Here is a 19,243-nt window from a genome sequence, read left to right as displayed (position 1 = left end):
TGTCGCCGGCCGTCGTGATCGAGGAGGGGCGGATGAGCGGCCCGGAGCACGCGCTGCTGGTGCGCGACTTCGTCAACACCTACGACATCCAGTGCGACATCGAGGAGTTCGGCGCGCCCTCCGACCTCAGCGGCTGGCTGGCCGAACGCGGCCTGGTGGCGTCCGGCGCCTGTGCGAACGAGTCCGACCTGGGCCTGGCGGTCGAGCTGCGCGAGGGCCTGCGGGCGGCGATTCTCGGTCAGGCACGGCCGGAGCTGGAGGGCCTGCTGGCCGCCCTGCCGGTGCGCCTGTCGCTCGACGGCCCCCGGCTCGTCCCGATCCACCGCGGGGTACGCGGTGGGCTCGCCGGGGTCACGGCGGCGGTCATGGCGAGTGCGGTTGACGGCACCTGGGAACGGCTGAAGGCGTGCCGCGCGACGGAGTGCCGCTGGGTGTTCCTCGACACGTCGAAGAACCGCTCGCGCGCGTGGTGCTCGATGCGCATGTGCGGCAACCGCACCAAGACCCGCGCGTACCGCGAACGGCGGCGCCGGGACGCGGTGCCATAGAGTGCCACTCGCCGTCAATCAGGGAACGGAAGCGGGCGTTGAGCGTAGTAGGGGTACGACCGGCCTATCCAGGCGACGTCGAGGCCGTCGCGGAGATCCAGGTGCGCGCCTGGCGCGAGGGCTACGGCGCGATCATCCCGGCGGCGGCGCTGGCCGAGATGACCGGGCCGGAGGCGCTCGGCCTGTGGCGCGAACGCTGGGCCGAGGCGGTCGCGTCGCCGCCGAGCCCCCGGCACCGCCTGCTCGTGGCCGTCGACGAGGGCGTCATCACGGGCTTCGCGGCCCACGCCCCGGCCGGCGACCCCGACCAGGACTCCGCGACGACCGGTGAGTTGCTGACGCTTTTGGTCGACCCGGACCGCCGGAGGGCGGGCCACGGCAGCCGCCTGCTCGCCGCGACCGTGGACCACCTGCGCGACGACGGCTGCACCACGGCGGTCACGTGGGTGTTCGCCGCCGACGACGTGCTGCGAGCCTTCCTGGTCTCCGCCGGCTGGGCGCCGGACGGCGCCCACAGCAAGGTCGACATGGGCGAGCCGGTGGCGATGGTCCGCCTCCACACCGCCATCGCCTGACCTCGCGGGTCAGGCGATGCTCAGGTCGACCGTGGAGGGAAGGCCGGTTCCGCCGAACAGCGTTACCTCGGCGGACGCCGGCCCGACTTCCGCCGGGACCGGGAAGACGTACGGCTCGGTCAGCGACCTGCCGGGGAAGATCAGGACCGGCCTCCCCCACGATCTGCCGGGGTAGTAGGTCTTGCCGTCCGTCCCCACGAGGTCGACGGGCTCGCTGTTCCCCGCGTCCAGCCGGCTGGGACGCCTCCCGATGTTCGTCGCAGTGATCATGATCACGACCAGCCGCTGCCCGGCCTTCGCCCGCTCGCGACTCCCACCGCGGTCGAAGCCGCGAACCGTGCGGGCCGATGTCACCCGGACACGGAACCTCGTCTCGCCGTTGCGCACCGTGCCGACGCGGACGGGCCTGGCGGACGGCGAAGCGGAGGGCGAGAGGCTCGGCGTCGCCGTACGTCCCGCCGCGACAGGCCGTTCCCCCGCGGAACCTCCACACCCCGCAGTGGAGGCGAGAACGGCGGCCGCGAGCGAGGCGATCAACAGGCGCATGCGGTAACGACGCGCGGCCGCCCGGCGCCGTTGACGCGGAGCCGCCGGATCGTCGCGGGCTAGAAGATCTTCTGGTCGAGGGTCCAGTCGATCTCCGGGCGGCCGGCGTCGGTCAGCGCCTTGTTGACGGCGCTGAACGGGCGTGTGCCGAGGAAGCCGCGAGGGTTCATCGGGCTGGGGTGGCCGGCCTCCAGCACGACGTGGCGGGGGTCGGTGACGAGGTCGCGCTTCTTGCGCGCGTACGCGCCCCAGAGCACGAACACGATGCGCTCGTCCGTCGCGTCCAGGGCCCGGATCACCGCGTCGGTGAACTCCTCCCAGCCCTTGCCCGCGTGCGAGCCCGCCTTGCCGGCGCGGACGGTCAGGACCGCGTTGAGCAGCAGCACGCCCCGCTCGGCCCACGGCGTCAGGTCGCCCCCCGCCGGCATCGGGACGCCCAGGTCGTCGCGCAGCTCCTTGAAGACGTTGCGGAGCGAGGGCGGCACGCGCACGCCCTCGCGGACGCTGAAGCTCAGCCCGTGGGCCTGCCCGGGGCCGTGGTAGGGGTCCTGGCCGAGGATGAGCACCCGCACGTCGTCCGGCGAGCACAGCCGGAACGCGTTGAACAGGTCGGGCAGCGCGGGATAGACGACCTGTCCGTCGTACTCGGCGGCGACGAAGTCGCCGAGGCGCCGCGTGGCCTCGGCGTCGAGCAACGGCTCGATGAGGTCACGCCACTTGTCCGGCAAAAGCTCGAGGAGATCGAAGGGCATGTGCCGAAACTAACAGTGCGCACCGACAAACGAGCGCTCATGACGAGCGAAGCGAGGGAATCGAAAAATCGTCCCTGCGGTCACACCTCCCGACGCAGGAGGGCTCATGACCGCGGATCGTCCGGGTCCGCGTCGTCCTCCTGCAGCCGGGCCACGGTGTCGAGCAGGAAGCGGCGGACGGCGGCCTCGTCGGCGGGCGCGAGATGGTCGAGGAGGGGCTCGATCCGGCGGTCGGCCGCCTCCTGCACCTGCCGGAGGTGGCGGTGGCCGCTCTCGGTGAGCGCCAGGCGTACGAGCCGGCGGTCGGAGTCGTCGCGGCACCGCTCGATCCAGCCGGACCGGGCCAGGTGGTCTACCGTGTGATTGAGGGTCGAGGGCGCCACGCCACAGCGACGGGCCAGCTCACGCTGGGTCGGAGCGTGGCCCTGTTCGAGGTAGGCCAGCACCGCCAGACCGTGCGGCGTCAGGCCGTGACTCCCCATGAATCGCTGCCGGCGCAGGGCCACGACGTGCCCGGCCACCGCCAGCAGACGTGACAGCGACATGCGTTCGGGGCCGGCCTCGGAGGCGCGCACGGCGACATTGTCCGTGTTCAGTGCCTGCGTGGCCAGAGGGCGACCCGGATCAGCCGGACCGAGGGGCGGGGATAGATTGAAACCGAACCGTTCGGCGGCGCGTCATCGCCCACACTCAGGCAGGTCCACCCGAATCCCCATGACTGTCAGCACGGCTCCGGCCGCTCCCGCCCCCGCGATCGGCGTTCCGGGCCGTCGCCGGTGGCTGGGCATGGTGATCATCGGCCTCGGTGTCTCGCTGATCATCGTCGACGCCACGATCGTCAACGTCATGCTGCCCCGGGTGGTCGCCGACCTGCGGCTGACCACGTCCGGCGCCGAATGGGTCACCTCGGTCTACTCCCTCGTGTTCGCCGCGCTGCTCATCCCGTTCGGGATGGCCGGGGACGTGTACGGGCGGAGGCGGATGTTCCTGCTGGGCACGGTGGTGTTCGTGCTCGCGAGCCTGCTCGCGGCCGCCGCGGGAGGCGGCGGCGCCCTCATCGGTGCCCGCGTGCTGCAGGGAGTCGGGGCGTCGATGATCCTGCCGGCCACGCTGTCCACGGTGACCGCGGTGTTCCACGGCCGCGACCGCGCCGTGGCGTTCGGGATCTGGGGCTCGCTCATCGGCGGAATGGCCGCCCTCGGCCCGCTGCTCGGCGGCTGGCTCGCCACCTCGTACGGCTGGCGCTGGGCGTTCGGCGTCAACCTGCCCATCGGTGCCGTGGTCATCGCCGGGGCCCTCATCCTGGTCCCCGAGACCCGCGACCGTACCGCCCCGCGCGGCGTCGACTGGACGGGCGGGCTGCTGGCCGCGGCCGGGCTCGGCGCGGCCGTGTTCGCGCTCATCGAGGGGCAGCGGTACGGCTGGTGGCATCCGCTGCGGCCCTTCTCGGCGGGAACGCTCCACTGGCACGCCGGGATCTCCCCGGTGCCGGTCGCCCTCGCCGCCGGGGTGGTCGCGCTGGGCGCGCTGCTCGCCGTCGAGCGGGCGCGGGCGGCTGCCGGGCGCCCGGTCGTGCTGGACCTCGCGCTGTTCCGCATCCCGTCCTTCCGCCGCGGCAACGCCGCCGCCTCGCTGATCAGCGTGGGCGAGCTGGGGCTGATGTTCACCCTGCCGCTGTTCCTCCAGGACGTGCACGGCGATTCGCCGCTTCAGGTCAGCGTGGCGATCCTGCCGCTGGCCCTCGGCACGCTGGTCGTCGGGGGCTTCGCGGCGCGGCTGTCGCGGCGTGTGGGCGCCGCCCGGATGCTCCAGGCCGGCATGGCCCTGGAGACCGTCGCGGTGCTCCTCATCGGCCTCACGACGCGCGCCGGCACCACCGGGTACGCGCTCGCGCCGTGGATGCTGTTGTACGGCGTCGGGCTGGGCCTGACCACCGCGCAGCTGACGAACATCGTCCTGCGCGACGTGCCGCGGGCCCGCGCGGGCCTCGCCTCGGGCACGCAGTCGACCGCCCGGCAGGTCGGCTCGGCGCTGGGCATCGCGCTGATCGGCGCCGTCTTCGCGACGAGCCTCAGCCACGTCATGACCGACCGCCTGCGCGACACCGGGGCGGGGGCGGGCCAGGGCGGGGTGTACGCCGCGCGGCTGCGCGACTCGGCCGGCACGTTCGCCCGCGACCTGCGGCACGGCGACCCGCGTGTCGCCCGTGCCGCCGACGAGAGCCTGGCGGTCGCCACCGACCGCGCCGCCTTCGTCACGGCCGGGCTGCTGGGCCTCGGCTTCGTGCTGACACTGGGGCTGCGTCAACCGCCCGAGCCGGATCCGGCAGAATCTCACCCATGATCTTCGACGCCGGTAGCGTGCGGTAGTGGCCTCCTTCCCCCAGTGGGTCGCCGGAGCCCGGCCCCGCACCCTCCCCAACTCGATCGTTCCCGTACTGGTCGGCACCGGTCTCGCCATCGGCTTCGGCGGCGCGATCTGGTGGCGCGCCGTGGTCGCGCTGCTGGTGTCGATGCTGCTGCAGATCGGCGTGAACTACGCCAACGACTACAGCGACGGCATCCGCGGCACCGATGAAGAACGCGTCGGGCCGATGCGGCTGGTCGGCTCCAAGGTCGCGCCGCCCCGGCAGGTCCTCGCGGCGGCGGGCGCCTGCTTCCTGCTCGCGGCGGTGGCGGGCCTGGCGCTGACGGTGGTCACCACCTGGTGGCTGCTGCTGATCGGCGTGGCGGCGATCGCGGCGGCCTGGTTCTACACCGGGGGTTCGCGACCGTACGGCTACCGGGCGCTGGGCGAGATCTCGGTCTTCGTGTTCTTCGGGGTCGTGTCGGTCGTCGGCACCGCGTACGTGCAGATCGAGGGCCTGCCGTGGGCCGTGTGGGTCGCCTCCGTGCCGGTGGGGCTGCTGTCGTGCTCGATGCTCGTGGTGAACAACCTGCGCGACATCCCGACCGACCGGGACGCCGGCAAGCGCACGCTCGCGGTGGTCCTCGGCGACGGGCACACGCGCCTGCTGTACGCCGGATGCGCGGTCGTGGCGCTCTGCTGCGTGCCGGTCGTCGCCGCGGTGCACCCGTGGGCGATGCTGGCCCTGCTGTCGGCGCTGTGGGCGATCTCCCCGGTACGGCGCGTCCTGCGCGGCGCGTCGGGCCCGGAGCTCATCGCGGTGCTCGGCGAGACGGGCCGGTTGCAGATCGTCTTCGGCGTCCTGTTCGCCATCGGCCTCGCCGTCTGACACGGGACCCGAGCGACTCCGGTAGCCGGGCGGCGTGTTCGTTCGCCTCCGTCGCATCTGCCAGCTTTCGTGCCCCTTGACGCCCGCATCATCCTGGCGTTTCGGTGAAGATTCTCCCTTTCTGCGAGGGATATACTCTCGCGGGTGACGGTGTTCCGGATCAGTGAGGTCGCGTCTTTGCTCGATGTCAGCCCGGACACCGTCCGGCGCTGGGTCGATTCGGGCCGGCTGGCGGCCGAGCGCGACGAACACGGGCACCGGATCGTTTCAGGGGCGGATCTGGCGGCCTTCGTCCGCTCGCCCGCCGCGGCCGAGACCGCCTTCTCCTCCGCGCGCAACCGGATGCGCGGCATCGTCACCGACGTCGTACGCGACGGCGTGATGGCGAAGGTGGAGATCCAGGCGGGGCCGTACCGCGTCGTCTCCCTGATGAGCCGGGAGGCCGCGGACGATCTCGGGCTCGAACCGGGCGTCGTCGCGGTCGCCGTCGTCAAGTCCACCAACGTCGTCGTGGAGCGCGCCGAATGACCGTCGGCGGGGTACGGCCGTGAACCGCCGGGCGCCCTGGGCACTCGTCCTGCCGGCGCTCGTCGCGCTCGCCTTCCTGGTGCTGCCCGTCGCGGGACTGCTGGTCCGCGCGCCCTGGTCCACCCTCGGCACGCGGCTCGCCCAGCCGGAGATCCTCGACGCGCTGCGACTGTCGGTCGTGTGCGCCACGCTCGCGACGGTGGTCTGCCTGTTCCTCGGGGTGCCGCTCGCGTGGGTGCTCGCCCGCGTGTCCTTCCCGGGCCGCCGTCTGGTCCGGGCACTGGTGACCGTGCCGCTCGTGCTGCCCCCGGTCGTCGGCGGTGTGGCGCTGCTGCTGGCCCTCGGGCGCAACGGGCTCGTCGGCCAGTGGCTGTACCGCTGGTTCGGTGTGAGCCTGCCGTTCACCACGGCGGGGGTCGTCGTGGCCGAGGCGTTCGTCGCGCTGCCGTTCCTGGTGATCAGCGTGGAGGGGGCGCTGCGCGCCGCCGACCTGCGGTACGAGGACGCGGCGGCGACCCTGGGCGCCTCGCGCTGGACGACGTTCCGGCGGGTCACGCTGCCGCTGATCGCACCCGGCATCGGGGCCGGGGCGGTGCTGTGCTGGGCCCGCGCGCTGGGTGAGTTCGGGGCGACGATCACCTTCGCCGGCAACTTCCCGGGCCGTACGCAGACCATGCCCCTCGCCGTGTACCTCGCGCTGGAGAACGACCCGCAGGCCGCGATCGTGCTGAGCCTCGTGCTCCTCGCGGTCTCCGTGGTGGTCCTCGCCGGACTGCGCGGGCGGTGGACGTCGTGATCGACGCACACATCGTCGTACGGCGGCCGGCGTTCACCCTCGACATCGCGCTGGAGGTGGCCGAGGGCGAGGTGGTGGCGCTGCTCGGGCCGAACGGCGCGGGCAAGAGCACCACGCTGCGCGCCCTCGCCGGGCTCCTGCCGCTGTCGGAGGGGCACATCCGCGTCAGTGGCGAGGAGTGGCGTCACCGGCCGGCGGACGAGCGCCCGGTCGGCATGGTGTTCCAGGACTACCTGCTCTTCCCCCACCTCACCGCGCTGGACAACGTGGCGTTCGGGCCGCGCTGCCAGGGCGTGCGCAGGAGCGAGGCGCGCCGGCTCGCCGCCGAGTGGCTCTCGCGGGTGGGCCTCGCCGAGCACGCCTACCGGCGTCCCCGTACGCTCTCCGGCGGCCAGGCGCAGCGGGTCGCGCTCGCCCGCGCCCTCGCCGTACGGCCCCGGCTGCTCCTGCTGGACGAGCCGCTGTCCGCGCTCGACGTCGACACACGGCGGGAGATCCGGGCGGGGCTGCGCCGCCATCTCGCGGAGTTCGACGGTGCGTCGCTGCTCGTCACCCACGACCCGCTCGACGCGATGGCGCTCGCCGACCGGCTCGTCGTGGTCGAGGACGGCCGCGTCGTCCAGGAGGGCGCGCCCGCGCACATCGCGCGCCATCCCCGTACGGACTATGTCGCCCGCCTGGTCGGCCTGAACCTCTACCGCGGCGTCGCCGAGGGCCACGACGTGAAGCTGGAGCGGCTGACGCTTTCGGTCGCCGAGTCGCTGGACGGCGAGGTGTTCCTGGCGTTCCCGCCGTCGGCGGTGGCGCTGTTCCGCCGGAGGCCGGAGGGCAGCCCACGCAACCTGTGGGAGGCCACGGTCGGCGGCATCGAGCCGTACGGCGACCAGGTCCGCGTGCACCTCGAAGGACCGCTGCCGGCCGCCGCGGACATCACTCCGGCCGCGCTCGCCGAGCTCGGTCTGGCCGAAGGAGAGCCCGTGTGGGCCGCGGTCAAGGCCGCGGAGACCCACGCGTACCCTGCGTGACGGTGACTCCCACGACGGGCCGAGGGAAACGGCGACGGCCCCGCGAGTGCCGGAAGTCACGGCACGCACGCCGCGACGGTCCGAGGCCATGGCACTCACCCCTGACGGCCCGCGGCGGCTCTTGTCCCGCAACGGCCTAAGATCGCGCCCATGCCGTATTTCACGCGTCTCGCCCCTGTTGTCGCGGTGACCGTGGCCCTGGGCGGATGTGGCATCGCCTCCGGGGACACACGGTTCACCCTGAAGGTGCTGGCCGCGTCGTCGCTCACCGACGCGTTCGGCGAGCTCGGCACCGCGTACCAGGAGGCGAACCGGCACGTGACACACGTGCAGTTCGAGTTCACCGGCTCGCAGGAGGCCGCCGGGAACATCGACGACGGCGAGCACGCCGACGTGCTGGCCACCGCCGACAGCGCCTCGATGGACATCGCCGCCGACGAGGTCACCGACCGCCGCCCCTTCGCGTACGGGACGATGACGATCGCGGTCGCGCCCGGCAATCCGAAGCACGTACACGGGCTGTCCGACCTCGCCGATCCGAGACTGCGGGTGGTGCTGGGCGGCCCGATCGTCCCCGTCGGGCGCTACGCCACACAGGTCCTGGCGAAGGTGGGCGTGCAGGTACGGCCGTCGTCGGAGGAGGCCGACGCGCGGACCGTGCTGACGCGGATCCGCACCGGGGCCGCGGACGCCGGCATCGTGTACGTGACGGACATGCGGTCGGCGGGCGTGTCGGCGAGCAGCGTGCCCATCCCGGCCCTCCAGAACGTCACGGCCACCTACTTCGCCGCCGCCGTCCGGCGGAGCGGCCACGGCGACGCCGCCAAGGAGTTCGTGGCCTGGCTGAGCTCGTCCACGGCAAGGACGATCATGCGCAAGTACGGCTTCGTCACCGGCTGAGCCGGCCCTGGTTCAGGAGCGGGCGGCGCGGGGTTCGTCGGCGAGGGTGTCCACCGCCTCGGCCAGGTTGCGCAGGCCGGGGAGCGCCTCGGCCAGGACGTGCTGGTGGCGGTCGTCCAGTGCGCCGAGGGCCGCCTGGAGGATCGCGGTGTTGGTGGCCTTCCAGCTCTCCACGGCCTGCCGTCCGGCCGGAGTCGGGCTGAGGGCGACGGCACGGGCGTCGTCGGCGGCGTTCGTCCGTACGACGAGACCGCGGGTATGGAGCGCGTTGACCAGTGTGGTGACGGAGTTGGCGGCGAGCATGAGCCGGCGTGCGATCCGGCCGGGGCGGATGCCCGGCTCGTCGGCCACGCACGCCAGCACCTCGAGCTGGGCGACCGAGAGCGGGTTGGCCGGGTCGGCGGCGCGGGCGGCGCGGCGCATGGCGCGACGGAGTCGCGCGACGGTGTCGGCGAGGAGGACGCCGGTGTCCTCCGACGTGCGACCCGCCCGAAGATCGTTGGCCATGCCGTCTATTGTCCCCCAAAACGGCAGGATAAGTAGGCGCGGCCGGACGTTCATGCCGGGGGTTCTCCGGGAGTACGCGCGACGAGGCCGGTGACGGTCGCGACGGCGGCGACGGCGGCCAGTGCGACGAAGGCGAGCCGGGCCCCTTCCCCGGCGGTGTGCAGGACGAGGGTCACGATGGCGATGCCGAGGGCGGTACCGATGCCGCGGGTCATGTTCACCATCCCGCCGGCGGTCGCCGACAGGCGGCGCGGGACGGCGGCCATGACCGCGGCGTTGTTGGCGGGGATGAACAGCCCGAGCCCGAGGCCCAGGAAAAACAGGCCCCACCCGGAGATGTCCAGGCAGAGCAGGGCCGACGCGGCCGTGGCGACGGCTCCGCCGAGCACACAGCGGTTCCGGTTGCCGAGCCGCCGTGGCAGCAGGCGGTCGGCGGCGAGCGCGGCGAGCGCGAACCCGGCCGGCAGGGTGGTGAGCACGAGCCCGGCGTACGTCGCGCCCCGGGCCGCGAGCACCTGCGGCACCAGCGCCAGCGGGCCGAACAGGACGAGGTAGCCGCACATCGCCCCGGCCAGGCCCGCCGAGATCGCGGGGGTGCGCAACAGGGCGAGGTCGACCAGCGGGCTCGCCGCGCGGCGCTCCCGTACGCCGAAGGCCGCCGTCGCCACCACCGCCACGGCCGCGAGCGCCGCGATCGCCGCCCCCGGCAGGCCGAGCCCGGAGGCACCGGAGATGGCCAGCAGGGCGGCGGTGCTCGCGGCGGCGATGAGGAGCAATCCCGGCCAGTCGAACCGCGCGGCCTCGGCACGCTCGCGCGTGCGGGGCAGCAGGTACCGCCCGACGACCAGAGCGGCGCATCCGACCGGGACGTTCACCCAGAAGACCCATCGCCAGCCGGCCGAACCGACCAGCAGGCCGCCGGCGGTCGGCCCGAGCGCGAGCCCGATGGCCTGGGCGGCGGCCTGCATGCCGAGCGCGGCGCGCATCCTGGCGCGCGGCACACTCGTGACGACCAGCGCGACGCTGTTGGCCTGGAGCATGGCCGCACCCGCCGCCTGCAGGACCCGGAAGCCGATGAGCGACCCGAGCGTCGGCGCGAGGCCGCACGCCGCGGAGGCCAGGGTGAAGACCAGGAAGCCGTAGAGGTAGACGAGCTTGCGCCCGACCGCGTCGGCGAGCCGGCCGGCCCCGGCGAGCAGCCCGACGAGCGCGAGCAGGTAGGCGAGCGAGACCCACTGCGCGGCGGCCAGAGAGGCGTGGAAGTCGCGCTGGAGCGCGGGGAAGGCCAGCGTGACGATGCTGGCGTCGAGCTGCCCCATGAACGCGCCGACGCAGACGGACCCGACCGCGAACCAGGGGGCGTAGGGGTGTTCCCGAACCGCTCGCGGACGTGCGGGTTCGACGAGCAACCGCGTCATCAATCCAGGTCTCCACGCTCTGCGTCGAAGATAGTTCTGTTAGAGAAGTATAAATGTCGGCGTTTGTCCGCCTGAGGGCGGGCCACGCCGCGGCCCCGCCCTGAGCGAGTCGGATACGACTCCCGAGCGCACGCCAGGAGGTGGGGGCGGCGACCGAGCCTTCCTCGAATCCATGATCGGGATGTGTTCGCGACGTGACGGCGGGTCGCAGTGCGTGGAAGCCCTCAGGGCGGGACAATGCACACCGCAGCGACACTTCCCCCCTTACGGAGTGCACCCTTTGGGCCTCGCCGACCTTGAAAACGTCGACCTCGTGACGGGAGAGCCCGACGGCGACCAGGGCCTTTGGATCCTGTCGGAGGACTGGCCACCGGAGCGCGAGGCGCTCGACCACGTACAGCTCCTGATCAAGCTGGCCCACATCCGCGCGCACGCGGAGCGGCTCGAAGGGCAGGGGCAGCGCTGGACGATCCTGTTGCACAGCGCCGGAGAGCCGCCGTCGAGCGTGCTGCGGTTCCTGCGCGAGCGCGACATCGCGGCGATGACTCTCGGCCCCTCCGGGCCGCGCCCGGCGGCGGGGCGCCCGGCGCGGTACCCGAACCTGCACGACGGGTCGCCGGACCTCGACTCCCTGCAGGCCGCGAACGCCGCGAGCTTCGCCGCCGAACACGGGCTCGACGGATCGATCGACTCGCTCGTGCTGCTCGACGACGCGCTGGAGGAACGCCGCCGCGTCCAGGGGCTGCTTCCCGGCGACGTCGACACGGGCTTCTCCGACGGCGACCTCGCCGTGCTGGCCGGAGCGTACGCGGGCGAGGTGCTCCGCCACCACACGCGCGAGGCGATGTGGTGGCTGGGGCCGCCCGGCCGGTCCGGCCCGCTGCACATGCGCGCCGGCCTCGGCCTAGGGTCACGGGTCGACACGCTCGGGCGGGTACGGCGCTACCTGCAGTACGGCTCCAGTGAGTCGGTGCACGCCCTGGTGGCGGATCTGGCCGCCCGGCTGGCCCACTGACTTTTGAATACAGATTGCGATCATCTCATCGCTCTCCGTATGTTTAAGGGCACCTAAACCCCGACCATCACTGGGAGCCGATAATGCTCGCGTCACCCTCACTCGAGGAGCGTGTCTCGACCGTGGAGGACACCGTCAAGGACATCGTCACGTCGCTTCCCCTCCCGGACTCCACGGCCAGAAGGCTCCAGGCCGACGTGATCCTCCTTCGCCAGGAGACCGCGTCACTCCGGCGAGACGTCGTCGACCTCGCCGTGGACACGCACGAGATCCGGGAGACCTTGAAGGAGCAAAGCGCCACCCTCCAACGCCACGACACGATGCTCACCGAGCACGGCCGGATGCTGAAGGAGCACGGCGAAACACTCAAGGAGCACGGCGAAACACTCAGGGAACACGGCCAGACCCTCAAAGAGCACAGCCGGGACCTCGCGGAGATCAAGGCGACTCTGCGAGACCACGGCGAGGTCCTGCGGGAGCTGGCCACCACGCTCAAGGTCGTGGTGACCAAACTCGACGAGCGTTAGCCATCGGCCCGTGTCGCCCGGCTTCGGCCGGGCGACACAGCCGGCGACGCGTCACACATGCCGCCCGTAGCCCTAATGCCGCCCCGCGGAAGCTCATGGAGGGGCCACGCTGCCGACACAGGCGCTCCGGACGGGACCGCTGTCGGGCGCGGAGGGGCCCGTCGCCGCTCAGCGCGACGCGAGCTGCGGATAGAGCAGCTCCAGGTCCCCTGACAGGCCTGTCTTGATCTGCCTGCTCACCTCGTCGGCGATGATCTCCTCGCGTCCCTCCTCCAGGGCCTTCAGGGCGATCCGGGCGATGTCGGCCGGATCCGTCTTCGGGACGTCGAGCATGCGGGTCATGTCCGTGTCCATGTAGCCGACGTGGAGTGCGCTCACCGTAGTGCCCTGGGGCCGCAGTGCCAGTCGCAGGGCATTGGTCACCGACCAGGCGGCCGACTTGGCCGCGGAGTAGGCGGCGGCCCCCGGGAACGTGTGCCAGGACAGCACGGACAGCACGTTGAGGACCTGGCCCCCGCCGTTGCGGGCGAGCACCGGCGCGAACTCTCGCGTCACGCCGAGCGTGCCGAGCACGTGAGTTTCGTACTCCCGGCGAAAGTCCGCGAAGTCGCCCTCCATGACAGAGGCGCCGGTGTTGGAGCCCGCGTTGTTGATCAGCACGGTGACGTCCTGGGCCTGCCGGGCTGCGGCACGCACGGAGTCCGGGTCGGTCACATCCAAGGCAATGGGGACCGCGCCCTCAGCGGTCACCCGCCTCGGATCCCGGGCGGCCGCATAAACCTTTCTCGCGCCGTTCTCCAGCAGGGCGCGGACGAAGCGGTCACCGAGGCCACGGTTTCCTCCAGTGACCAGTGCGACGGAGTCGTGAACGTTCATGAGGTGACCTCCACCTGGATGGGTTCGGGCGTGTCGCGTCGACACGCGATATAAAACCGATCGGTTTTCGTTGCTCCTGACTGTAAACCGATCGGTTTTAGATGTCGAACGCAGCGCAGTAATCTCAGTCACATGACCGCATCACGGACCGGCGCCCGGTCAGTTCCGGGAGAGGCAACCCGCGCTCGCCTGCTCGACGCCGCGGCCACGCTCTTCTACCGGGAGGGGACCTCCGTCGGGATCCAGGCGCTCGCGAAGGCCGCCGGCGTCTCCAAGCGCTCGATGTACGAGCTGTTCGCGAGCAAGGACGAGCTGCTGACCGCGGCCCTGAAGCACCGCACGCCGAGCCTGCTCGACCGCTTTCTACCGCCGCCCGACACCCCCGACCGGCCGCGCGAGCGCATTCTGTACGTCTTCGAGCGGCTGGAGGAGGCCGCCACGCAACCCGGCTACCACGGTTGCCCGTTCCTGGCCGTGCAGGTCGAGCTGAAGGACGTCGACCATCCGGCGAGCCGCGCGGCCTCCGCGGCCAAGGACCGCATGCGCGACTTCTTCCGCGACGAGGCCGAGCGCGCGGGCGCCCTCGATCCCGACACTCTGGCCAGGCAGTTGGTCATGCTCTACGACGGGGCCGTGGCTCGGGCGGGCGCAGCGGGCGAGCACCTGGACGGGCTCTCCCTCACCACCGCCGCCACCCTGGTGGACGCGGCGGTCGACAAACCGGCCGCGTGACCCTATTACGAACGTCCGCGATTACGAACGTCCGCGGAGCAGCACTGACCCTCGATCTGGAAGAACCAGCGGGTCGAGCACCGCCTTCGTACGGTCAGCGGAGGCCCAGCAGGGACTCCAGGCCGACGGTGAGTCCCGGAAGTTCGCCGACGCGCCGGACGCCCAGGAGCACTCCCGGGCTGAACGACTCGCGGCTCAGCGAGTCGTGGCGGATCGTCAGGGTCTCGCCGTGGCCGCCGAGCAGCACCTCCTGGTGGGCGATCAGGCCGGCGAGGCGTACGGCGTGCACGCGGACGCCCCCGACGTCGGCGCCACGGGCTCCGTCGAGGGCGGTCGTGGTCGCGTCCGGCGAGCGTCCGACGCCGGCCTTCTCACGTGCGGCGTTCGCGAGTTCGGCGGTACGGCGGGCGGTGCCGCTGGGCGCGTCGGCCTTGTTCGGATGGTGCAGCTCGACGATCTCCACCGAGTCGAAGAACGGGGCGGCCTTCTGGGCGAAGTGCATCATCAGCACCGCACCGACGGCGAAGTTGGGGGCGATCAGCGAGTTGACCCCGGGGTGGGCGGCGAGCCAGCCACGCACGGTGTCGAGCCTGCCCTCGTCGAACCCGGTCGTTCCCACGACGGTGTGCACGCCGTGCTCGACGCACCAGCGCAGGTTGTCCATGACCGCATCGGGATGCGTGAAGTCGATGGCGACCTCCGCGGAAGCGAGCGGATCCCGCGCGTCGCCGACGTCCACGGCGGCCACGAGTTCCAGATCCTCCGCCGCCTCAACCGCCCGGCACAGCTCGGCACCCACACGCCCGCGCGCACCCAGCACCCCGACCTTGATCATCTGTTCCCTCTCGCTCGTTCCGGCGCAGCGCCGAGCCTATCGCCCACGACCGCGTCTCCGCCGATCCGGAAACAACGACGAACATCCCGCCGGCGGACGACCGGGCCGCCGTACCCCATCGCCCCGGCCTGCGCGACCGCTCCGAGGAACGCCCCGGCGGACTCCTCCAGTAGCCGCCGGGCCGTTCCGCCGTTCGTCAGGCCGTACGGGGCGGGCGGGTGAGGCGGGTCAGGCCGCGAGGGTCACGGTGTCCCGCTCGACCTCGCGCTCGCCGCGGAACGCCACCAGGCGCCGCATCGGCACGTACCGCGCGCCCGCGCGATCAGCAGGCCCAGGACGGCCGCCACGCCGAGCCCGACGCGCAGCGACGACACGTCGGACAGGAAGCCGATCGGGCGTGGGCTGCGGCTTACCGTCGGCGCGGTCGAGACGCGTTCGCCCTCGCGGGGCAAGGCACGAGGCCTGCCCGGCGAGGGCGATAGCAGCGGGAGCGGCCCGCCGTCGGCCGGCGAGTGTCCGGCGGCGTGTCGTCAAGCGGCGCCCCAGAGGGCGCCTCGACGCGTTACCGTCGGGTCGTCGGCCGAGCCCGGACCGGCTTCCCTGTCACGATGGGACGGCGGGCGCTTTGAGGCGGCCCCGGCTCACAGCGTGAAGTCGCGGTCTCCGAACGGACCGATGACGGTCAGTGTCATCGGTCGGCCGAGGACCTCCGCGCCGATCGCGCGGACGTCATCGAGCGTCACCGCCTCGATCCGGCCGAGGATGTCATCGACCGACAGCAGGCTCTCGTACACGAGCTCGCTCTTGCCGATGCGGCTCATCCGCGACCCGGTGTCCTCCAGGCCGAGGACGAAGGAGCCGCGCAACTGTCCCTTGCCGCGCTCCAGTTCGTCCTCGGTGATGCCCTCGGCGGCCACCTTGGCGACCTCGTCGCGGCAGATGGCCAGGACCTCGTCCACCTTGGCCGGGAGGCAGCCCGCGTACACGCCGAACGTGCCCGTGTCCGCGTACTGGGAGTTGTAGCTGTACACGGAGTACGCCAGCCCGCGCTTCTCCCGGATCTCCTGGAACAGACGCGACGACATCCCGCCGCCCAGGGCGGCGTTCAGCACGCCCAGGGCGAAGCGGCGCTCGTCCGTACGGGTGATGCCGACCGTGCCGAGGATCAGGTTGGCCTGCTCGGTCGGCCGGTCGATCGAGTGGACGCCGGGGTTGGTCGCGGCGCCCGGGCCCTCGGTGCGCGGTGGATTCGGCCCGCGGCCGGCGTCGCCCAGGCGGGAGGCGAACGCCTCCGACACCAGGCGGACGACCTCGTCGTGGTCGAGGTTGCCCGCCGCGGCGACGACGAGGTTCGGCGCGACGTAACGTCCCCGGTAGTACGCGGCGATGCGTTCCTGGGGCAGGCCACTGATCGACTCAACGGTGCCGAGGATCGGGCGGCCGAGCGGCACGTCGCCGAACAGCGCCGCGGCGAACTCGTCGTGCACCGCGTCCGTCGGGTCGTCGTCGTGCATGGCGATCTCTTCGAGGATCACCCCGCGTTCGGCCTCGACGTCCTGATCCTCGATCAGCGACGAGGTGACCATGTCGGAGACGACGTCGATGGCGAGCGGCAGGTCGGAGTCGAGCACCCGCGCGTAGTAGCAGGTGTACTCCTTGGCGGTGAAGGCGTTCATCTCACCGCCCACCGCGTCCATCAGCGACGACATCTCCAGCGCGGTGCGCTTCGGCGTGCCCTTGAACAGCAGGTGCTCCAGGAAGTGCGACGCGCCGGCCTCTTCGGGCGACTCGTCGCGTGACCCGACACCCGCCCAGATGCCGAAGGCGACCGAACGGACGGTCGGCATCGTCTCGGTGACGATGCGCAGGCCGCCCGGCAGGACGGTGCGCCGCACCACCCCGGCACCGTCGGTGCCGGGGTGGACGGTGTGCGTCGAGCCGGGCTTCTGCTCGCGTGCGGTGATCGTCATGAGTTGCGGTCGGAGCCGTCGCCGCCGCGGTTGCCGCCGCTGCGGGTGCGCCGGCGGCGCGGACGCTCACCGTCGCTGCGGCTCTCGCGCCGTTCCTCCGGCTGGCCGTCGCCCGAGGGCGCCGCCTCCGGGGCGTCCGAGCCGCCCTCGGCCGCGGCCGCCGCCTCGCGCTCGATCACCTCGACCGGCACCAGCGACAGCTTGCCGCGGGAGTCGATCTCGGTGACCTCGACCTGGACCTTCTCGCCGACCTTGATGACGTCGTCGATGTTCTCGATCCGGGCGCCGCCGTGCAGCTTGCGGATCTGGGAGATGTGCAGCAGACCGTCCTTGCCGGGCAGCAGGGACACGAACGCGCCGAACGTCGTGGTCTTGACGACCGTGCCGAGGTAGCGCTCGCCGACCTCCGGCATGTGCGGGTTGGCGATCGAGTTGATCGCCTGCCGCGCGGCCTCCGCGGACGGACCGTCGGTGGCGCCGACGTAGATCGTGCCGTCGTCCTCGATGGTGATCTCGGCGCCCGTGTCGTCCTGGATGGAGTTGATCATCTTGCCCTTGGGGCCGATGACCTCGCCGATCTTGTCGACCGGAACCTTGATCGTGATGATGCGCGGAGCGTTCGGGCTCATCTCGCCGGGGGCCTCGATGGCCTCCTGCATCACGTCGAGGATGGCCAGCCGGGCGCCCTTGGCCTGCTTGAGCGCGCCGGCCAGAACGCTGGCCGGGATGCCGTCGAGCTTGGTGTCGAGCTGGAGCGCCGTGATCAGGTCACGGGTGCCGGCGACCTTGAAGTCCATGTCGCCGAACGCGTCCTCGGCGCCGAGGATGTCGGTCAGCGTGACGTACTCGTCGCCCTCGCCGATGAGGCCCATGGCGATGCCGGCCACCATCTGCTTCAGCGGCACGCCCGCGGACAGCAGCGACATCGTGCTGGCGCAGACCGAGCCCATCGAGGTGGAGCCGTTGGAGCCGACGGCCTCCGACACCTGCCGGATGGCGTACGGGAACTCCTCGCGGGTCGGCAGCACCGGGATCAGCGCCCGCTCGGCGAGCGCGCCGTGGCCGATCTCGCGGCGCTTCGGCGAGCCGACGCGGCCGGTCTCACCGGTGGAGTACGGCGGGAAGTTGTAGTTGTGCATGTAGCGCTTGGTGCGCTCGGGGTTGAGCGTGTCGATCATCTGTTCCATGCGGAGCATGTTCAGCGTCGTCACGCCCAGGATCTGGGTCTCGCCGCGCTCGAACAGCGCCGAGCCGTGCACCCGCGGAACCACGCCGACCTCGGCGGTGAGCTGGCGGATGTCCTTGACCCCGCGGCCGTCGATGCGGATCTTCTCGGAGATGACCCGCTCGCGCACGAGCTTCTTGGTCAGCGCGCGGAACGCGGCGCTGATCTCCTTCTCGCGCTCCTCGAAGTCGGGGCCGACCTTCTCGACGGCGAGCGCCTTGACCCGGTCGAGCTCGCTCTCGCGCTCCTGCTTGGCCGCGATGGTCAGCGCCTGGGCGAGCTCGGAGCGTACGGCGGCCTCGACGGCGGCGAACACGTCGTCCTGGTAGTCCAGGAAGATCGGGTATTCGGCCGTCTCCTTGGCCGCCTGGGAGGCGAGCTGGCTCTGCGCCTGGCAGAGCACCTTGATGAACGGCTTGGCGGCCTCGAGGCCCTCGGCCACGGCCTCCTCGGTCGGGGCGGCGGCGCCGTCGGCGACCAGGCCCAGCGTGTGCGGGGTCGACTCGGCCTCGACCATCATGATCGCGACGTCGCCGTCCTCGAGCACCCGGCCGGCCACGACCATGTCGAAGGTCGCGCGCTCCAGCTCGCCGTGGGTCGGGAAGGCCACCCACTGGCCCTCGATCAGCGCGACGCGGACGCCGCCGATCGGGCCGGAGAACGGCAGGCCCGCGATCTGGGTGGACATCGACGCGGCGTTGATCGCGACGACGTCGTACAGGTGCTCGGGGTTGAGCGCCAGGACCGTGGCGACGACCTGGATCTCGTTGCGCAGGCCCTTCTTGAACGACGGGCGCAGCGGCCGGTCGATCAGCCGGCAGGTGAGGATCGCGTCCTCGCTCGGCCGGCCCTCGCGGCGGAAGAACGAGCCGGGGATGCGCCCGGCGGCGTACATCCGCTCCTCGACGTCGACCGTGAGCGGGAAGAAGTCGAGGTTGTCCTTCGGCTTCTTGGACGCGGTGGTGGCGGACAGGACCATGGTGTCGTCGTCGAGGTAGACGACGGCGGAACCGGCCGCCTGGCGGGCGAGCCGCCCGGTTTCGAATCGGACCGTGCGTTGGCCGAAAGCGCCGTTGTCGATAACGGCTTCGGCGATCTTCACACCTTCCACGATGTGAACCCTCCTTGGGAATCAGTGGAGGCCCGCATCCGGTTCCCCGGTGGTGCGACTCTCTGTGGAGAGGTGCCGGTCTTCGATCGAAGCCGTCGGATCCGCCCGGTTCCGATGGCCAC

At 72.0% G+C, this 19,243-nt stretch carries 21 protein-coding genes; 11 read left to right on the top strand and 10 right to left on the bottom strand.

Annotated features, from left to right (window positions below; translation table 11 throughout):
* Window positions 1–32: 32 nt before the first annotated feature.
* Both OG417_RS17695 and OG417_RS17690 read left to right on the top strand, forming a co-directional pair.
* Window positions 33–548 (top strand): CGNR zinc finger domain-containing protein, encoded by a 516-nt coding sequence (locus OG417_RS17695; protein ID WP_329256846.1) that lies wholly within the window; start codon window positions 33–35, stop codon window positions 546–548.
* A 38-nt stretch (window positions 549–586) separates the two neighbouring features.
* A complete protein-coding gene (locus tag OG417_RS17690; RefSeq protein WP_329256843.1) occupies window positions 587–1,123 on the top strand; it encodes a GNAT family N-acetyltransferase in 537 nt (178 codons plus the stop codon).
* A 9-nt stretch (window positions 1,124–1,132) separates the two neighbouring features.
* Here the strand turns inward: OG417_RS17690 and OG417_RS17685 are convergent, their stop codons facing one another.
* From OG417_RS17685 to OG417_RS17675, 3 genes are all read right to left on the bottom strand, one after another.
* The gene (locus tag OG417_RS17685) at window positions 1,133–1,477 is read right to left on the bottom strand and encodes a hypothetical protein (RefSeq protein WP_329256840.1); all 345 of its coding nucleotides are present in this window, start codon (window positions 1,475–1,477) and stop codon (window positions 1,133–1,135) included.
* 251 nt (window positions 1,478–1,728) lie between these two features.
* Entirely contained in the window at window positions 1,729–2,421 is a 693-nt protein-coding gene (ung, locus tag OG417_RS17680) for a uracil-DNA glycosylase (protein WP_329256837.1), read from the bottom strand.
* A 104-nt stretch (window positions 2,422–2,525) separates the two neighbouring features.
* A complete protein-coding gene (locus tag OG417_RS17675) occupies window positions 2,526–2,996 on the bottom strand; it encodes a MarR family winged helix-turn-helix transcriptional regulator (RefSeq protein WP_329256834.1) in 471 nt (156 codons plus the stop codon).
* A gap of 139 nt (window positions 2,997–3,135) precedes the next feature.
* Between OG417_RS17675 and OG417_RS17670 the strand changes: the two genes are divergently transcribed.
* From OG417_RS17670 to modA, 6 genes are all read left to right on the top strand, one after another.
* Window positions 3,136–4,764 (top strand): MFS transporter, encoded by a 1,629-nt coding sequence (locus OG417_RS17670; RefSeq protein ID WP_329256830.1) that lies wholly within the window; start codon window positions 3,136–3,138, stop codon window positions 4,762–4,764.
* 25 nt (window positions 4,765–4,789) lie between these two features.
* Entirely contained in the window at window positions 4,790–5,656 is an 867-nt protein-coding gene (locus tag OG417_RS17665) for a 1,4-dihydroxy-2-naphthoate polyprenyltransferase (protein WP_329256827.1), read from the top strand.
* A 144-nt stretch (window positions 5,657–5,800) separates the two neighbouring features.
* Window positions 5,801–6,184 carry a TOBE domain-containing protein gene (locus OG417_RS17660; protein WP_329256824.1) on the top strand — a complete coding sequence of 128 codons (384 nt, stop codon included), beginning with the start codon at window positions 5,801–5,803 and terminating at the stop codon, window positions 6,182–6,184.
* A gap of 19 nt (window positions 6,185–6,203) precedes the next feature.
* On the top strand, window positions 6,204–6,980 hold the full coding sequence (modB, locus tag OG417_RS17655; RefSeq protein WP_329256821.1) for a molybdate ABC transporter permease subunit: 777 nt from the start codon (window positions 6,204–6,206) through the stop codon (window positions 6,978–6,980).
* A complete protein-coding gene (locus OG417_RS17650; RefSeq protein ID WP_329256817.1) occupies window positions 6,977–8,005 on the top strand; it encodes an ABC transporter ATP-binding protein in 1,029 nt (342 codons plus the stop codon). The genes modB and OG417_RS17650 overlap by 4 nt, the downstream gene beginning before the upstream one ends.
* A 150-nt stretch (window positions 8,006–8,155) precedes the next feature.
* On the top strand, window positions 8,156–8,905 hold the full coding sequence (gene modA, locus OG417_RS17645) for a molybdate ABC transporter substrate-binding protein (RefSeq protein ID WP_329256815.1): 750 nt from the start codon (window positions 8,156–8,158) through the stop codon (window positions 8,903–8,905).
* 12 nt (window positions 8,906–8,917) lie between these two features.
* On the opposite strand, the gene OG417_RS17640 is transcribed toward modA, so the two are convergent.
* Window positions 8,918–9,412: a MarR family winged helix-turn-helix transcriptional regulator gene (locus OG417_RS17640; protein WP_329256812.1), complete on the bottom strand. Its 495-nt coding sequence runs from the start codon at window positions 9,410–9,412 to the stop codon at window positions 8,918–8,920.
* Window positions 9,413–9,462: 50 nt separating this feature from the next.
* Window positions 9,463–10,830: an MFS transporter gene (locus OG417_RS17635; protein WP_329256809.1), complete on the bottom strand. Its 1,368-nt coding sequence runs from the start codon at window positions 10,828–10,830 to the stop codon at window positions 9,463–9,465.
* A gap of 313 nt (window positions 10,831–11,143) precedes the next feature.
* On the opposite strand from OG417_RS17635, the gene OG417_RS17630 reads away from it, so the two are divergent.
* Entirely contained in the window at window positions 11,144–11,845 is a 702-nt protein-coding gene (locus tag OG417_RS17630) for a hypothetical protein (protein ID WP_329256805.1), read from the top strand.
* A 122-nt stretch (window positions 11,846–11,967) separates the two neighbouring features.
* Entirely contained in the window at window positions 11,968–12,372 is a 405-nt protein-coding gene (locus tag OG417_RS17625; protein ID WP_329256802.1) for a hypothetical protein, read from the top strand.
* A gap of 168 nt (window positions 12,373–12,540) precedes the next feature.
* On the opposite strand, the gene OG417_RS17620 is transcribed toward OG417_RS17625, so the two are convergent.
* A complete protein-coding gene (locus tag OG417_RS17620) occupies window positions 12,541–13,248 on the bottom strand; it encodes an SDR family oxidoreductase (protein WP_329256799.1) in 708 nt (235 codons plus the stop codon).
* Window positions 13,249–13,380: 132 nt separating this feature from the next.
* Here OG417_RS17620 and OG417_RS17615 point away from each other — a divergent pair, with 132 nt between their 5' ends.
* Entirely contained in the window at window positions 13,381–13,980 is a 600-nt protein-coding gene (locus OG417_RS17615) for a TetR/AcrR family transcriptional regulator (RefSeq protein WP_329256796.1), read from the top strand.
* 94 nt (window positions 13,981–14,074) lie between these two features.
* On the opposite strand, the gene dapB is transcribed toward OG417_RS17615, so the two are convergent.
* The 4 genes from dapB to OG417_RS17595 all read right to left on the bottom strand — a co-directional run bounded on the left by dapB (window position 14,075) and on the right by OG417_RS17595 (window position 19,121).
* Window positions 14,075–14,815, bottom strand: coding sequence for a 4-hydroxy-tetrahydrodipicolinate reductase (gene dapB / locus OG417_RS17610; protein WP_329256793.1), 741 nt, complete (start codon window positions 14,813–14,815; stop codon window positions 14,075–14,077).
* A 242-nt stretch (window positions 14,816–15,057) separates the two neighbouring features.
* Window positions 15,058–15,267 (bottom strand): hypothetical protein, encoded by a 210-nt coding sequence (locus OG417_RS17605; RefSeq protein ID WP_329256790.1) that lies wholly within the window; start codon window positions 15,265–15,267, stop codon window positions 15,058–15,060.
* Window positions 15,268–15,456: 189 nt separating this feature from the next.
* Entirely contained in the window at window positions 15,457–16,785 is a 1,329-nt protein-coding gene (locus OG417_RS17600; RefSeq protein ID WP_329256787.1) for a M16 family metallopeptidase, read from the bottom strand.
* On the bottom strand, window positions 16,782–19,121 hold the full coding sequence (locus tag OG417_RS17595; RefSeq protein WP_329256784.1) for a polyribonucleotide nucleotidyltransferase: 2,340 nt from the start codon (window positions 19,119–19,121) through the stop codon (window positions 16,782–16,784). Before OG417_RS17595 ends, OG417_RS17600 begins: the two co-directional genes overlap by 4 nt.
* Between the last annotated feature and the right edge of the window lie 122 nt (window positions 19,122–19,243).

It is taken from the genome of Actinoallomurus sp. NBC_01490 (genome assembly GCF_036227085.1).
GTDB lineage: Bacteria > Actinomycetota > Actinomycetes > Streptosporangiales > Streptosporangiaceae > Actinoallomurus > Actinoallomurus oryzae.
Note: the sequence above shows the minus strand (reverse complement) of the source record. Positions and strands in the feature narration are given on the sequence as shown.

Bases quoted from the DNA above. Each gene is read 5' to 3' on its own strand.
- OG417_RS17670 (WP_329256830.1), top strand. From the start codon at position 3,136: ATGACTGTCAGCACGGCTCCGGCCGCTCCCGCCCCCGCGATCGGCGTT.
- OG417_RS17635 (WP_329256809.1), bottom strand. From the start codon at position 10,830: ATGACGCGGTTGCTCGTCGAACCCGCACGTCCGCGAGCGGTTCGGGAA.
- modA (WP_329256815.1), top strand. From the start codon at position 8,156: ATGCCGTATTTCACGCGTCTCGCCCCTGTTGTCGCGGTGACCGTGGCC.
- OG417_RS17615 (WP_329256796.1), top strand. From the start codon at position 13,381: ATGACCGCATCACGGACCGGCGCCCGGTCAGTTCCGGGAGAGGCAACC.
- OG417_RS17620 (WP_329256799.1), bottom strand. From the start codon at position 13,248: ATGAACGTTCACGACTCCGTCGCACTGGTCACTGGAGGAAACCGTGGC.
- OG417_RS17695 (WP_329256846.1), top strand. From the start codon at position 33: ATGAGCGGCCCGGAGCACGCGCTGCTGGTGCGCGACTTCGTCAACACC.
- ung (WP_329256837.1), bottom strand. From the start codon at position 2,421: ATGCCCTTCGATCTCCTCGAGCTTTTGCCGGACAAGTGGCGTGACCTC.
- OG417_RS17600 (WP_329256787.1), bottom strand. From the start codon at position 16,785: ATGACGATCACCGCACGCGAGCAGAAGCCCGGCTCGACGCACACCGTC.
- OG417_RS17640 (WP_329256812.1), bottom strand. From the start codon at position 9,412: ATGGCCAACGATCTTCGGGCGGGTCGCACGTCGGAGGACACCGGCGTC.
- dapB (WP_329256793.1), bottom strand. From the start codon at position 14,815: ATGATCAAGGTCGGGGTGCTGGGTGCGCGCGGGCGTGTGGGTGCCGAG.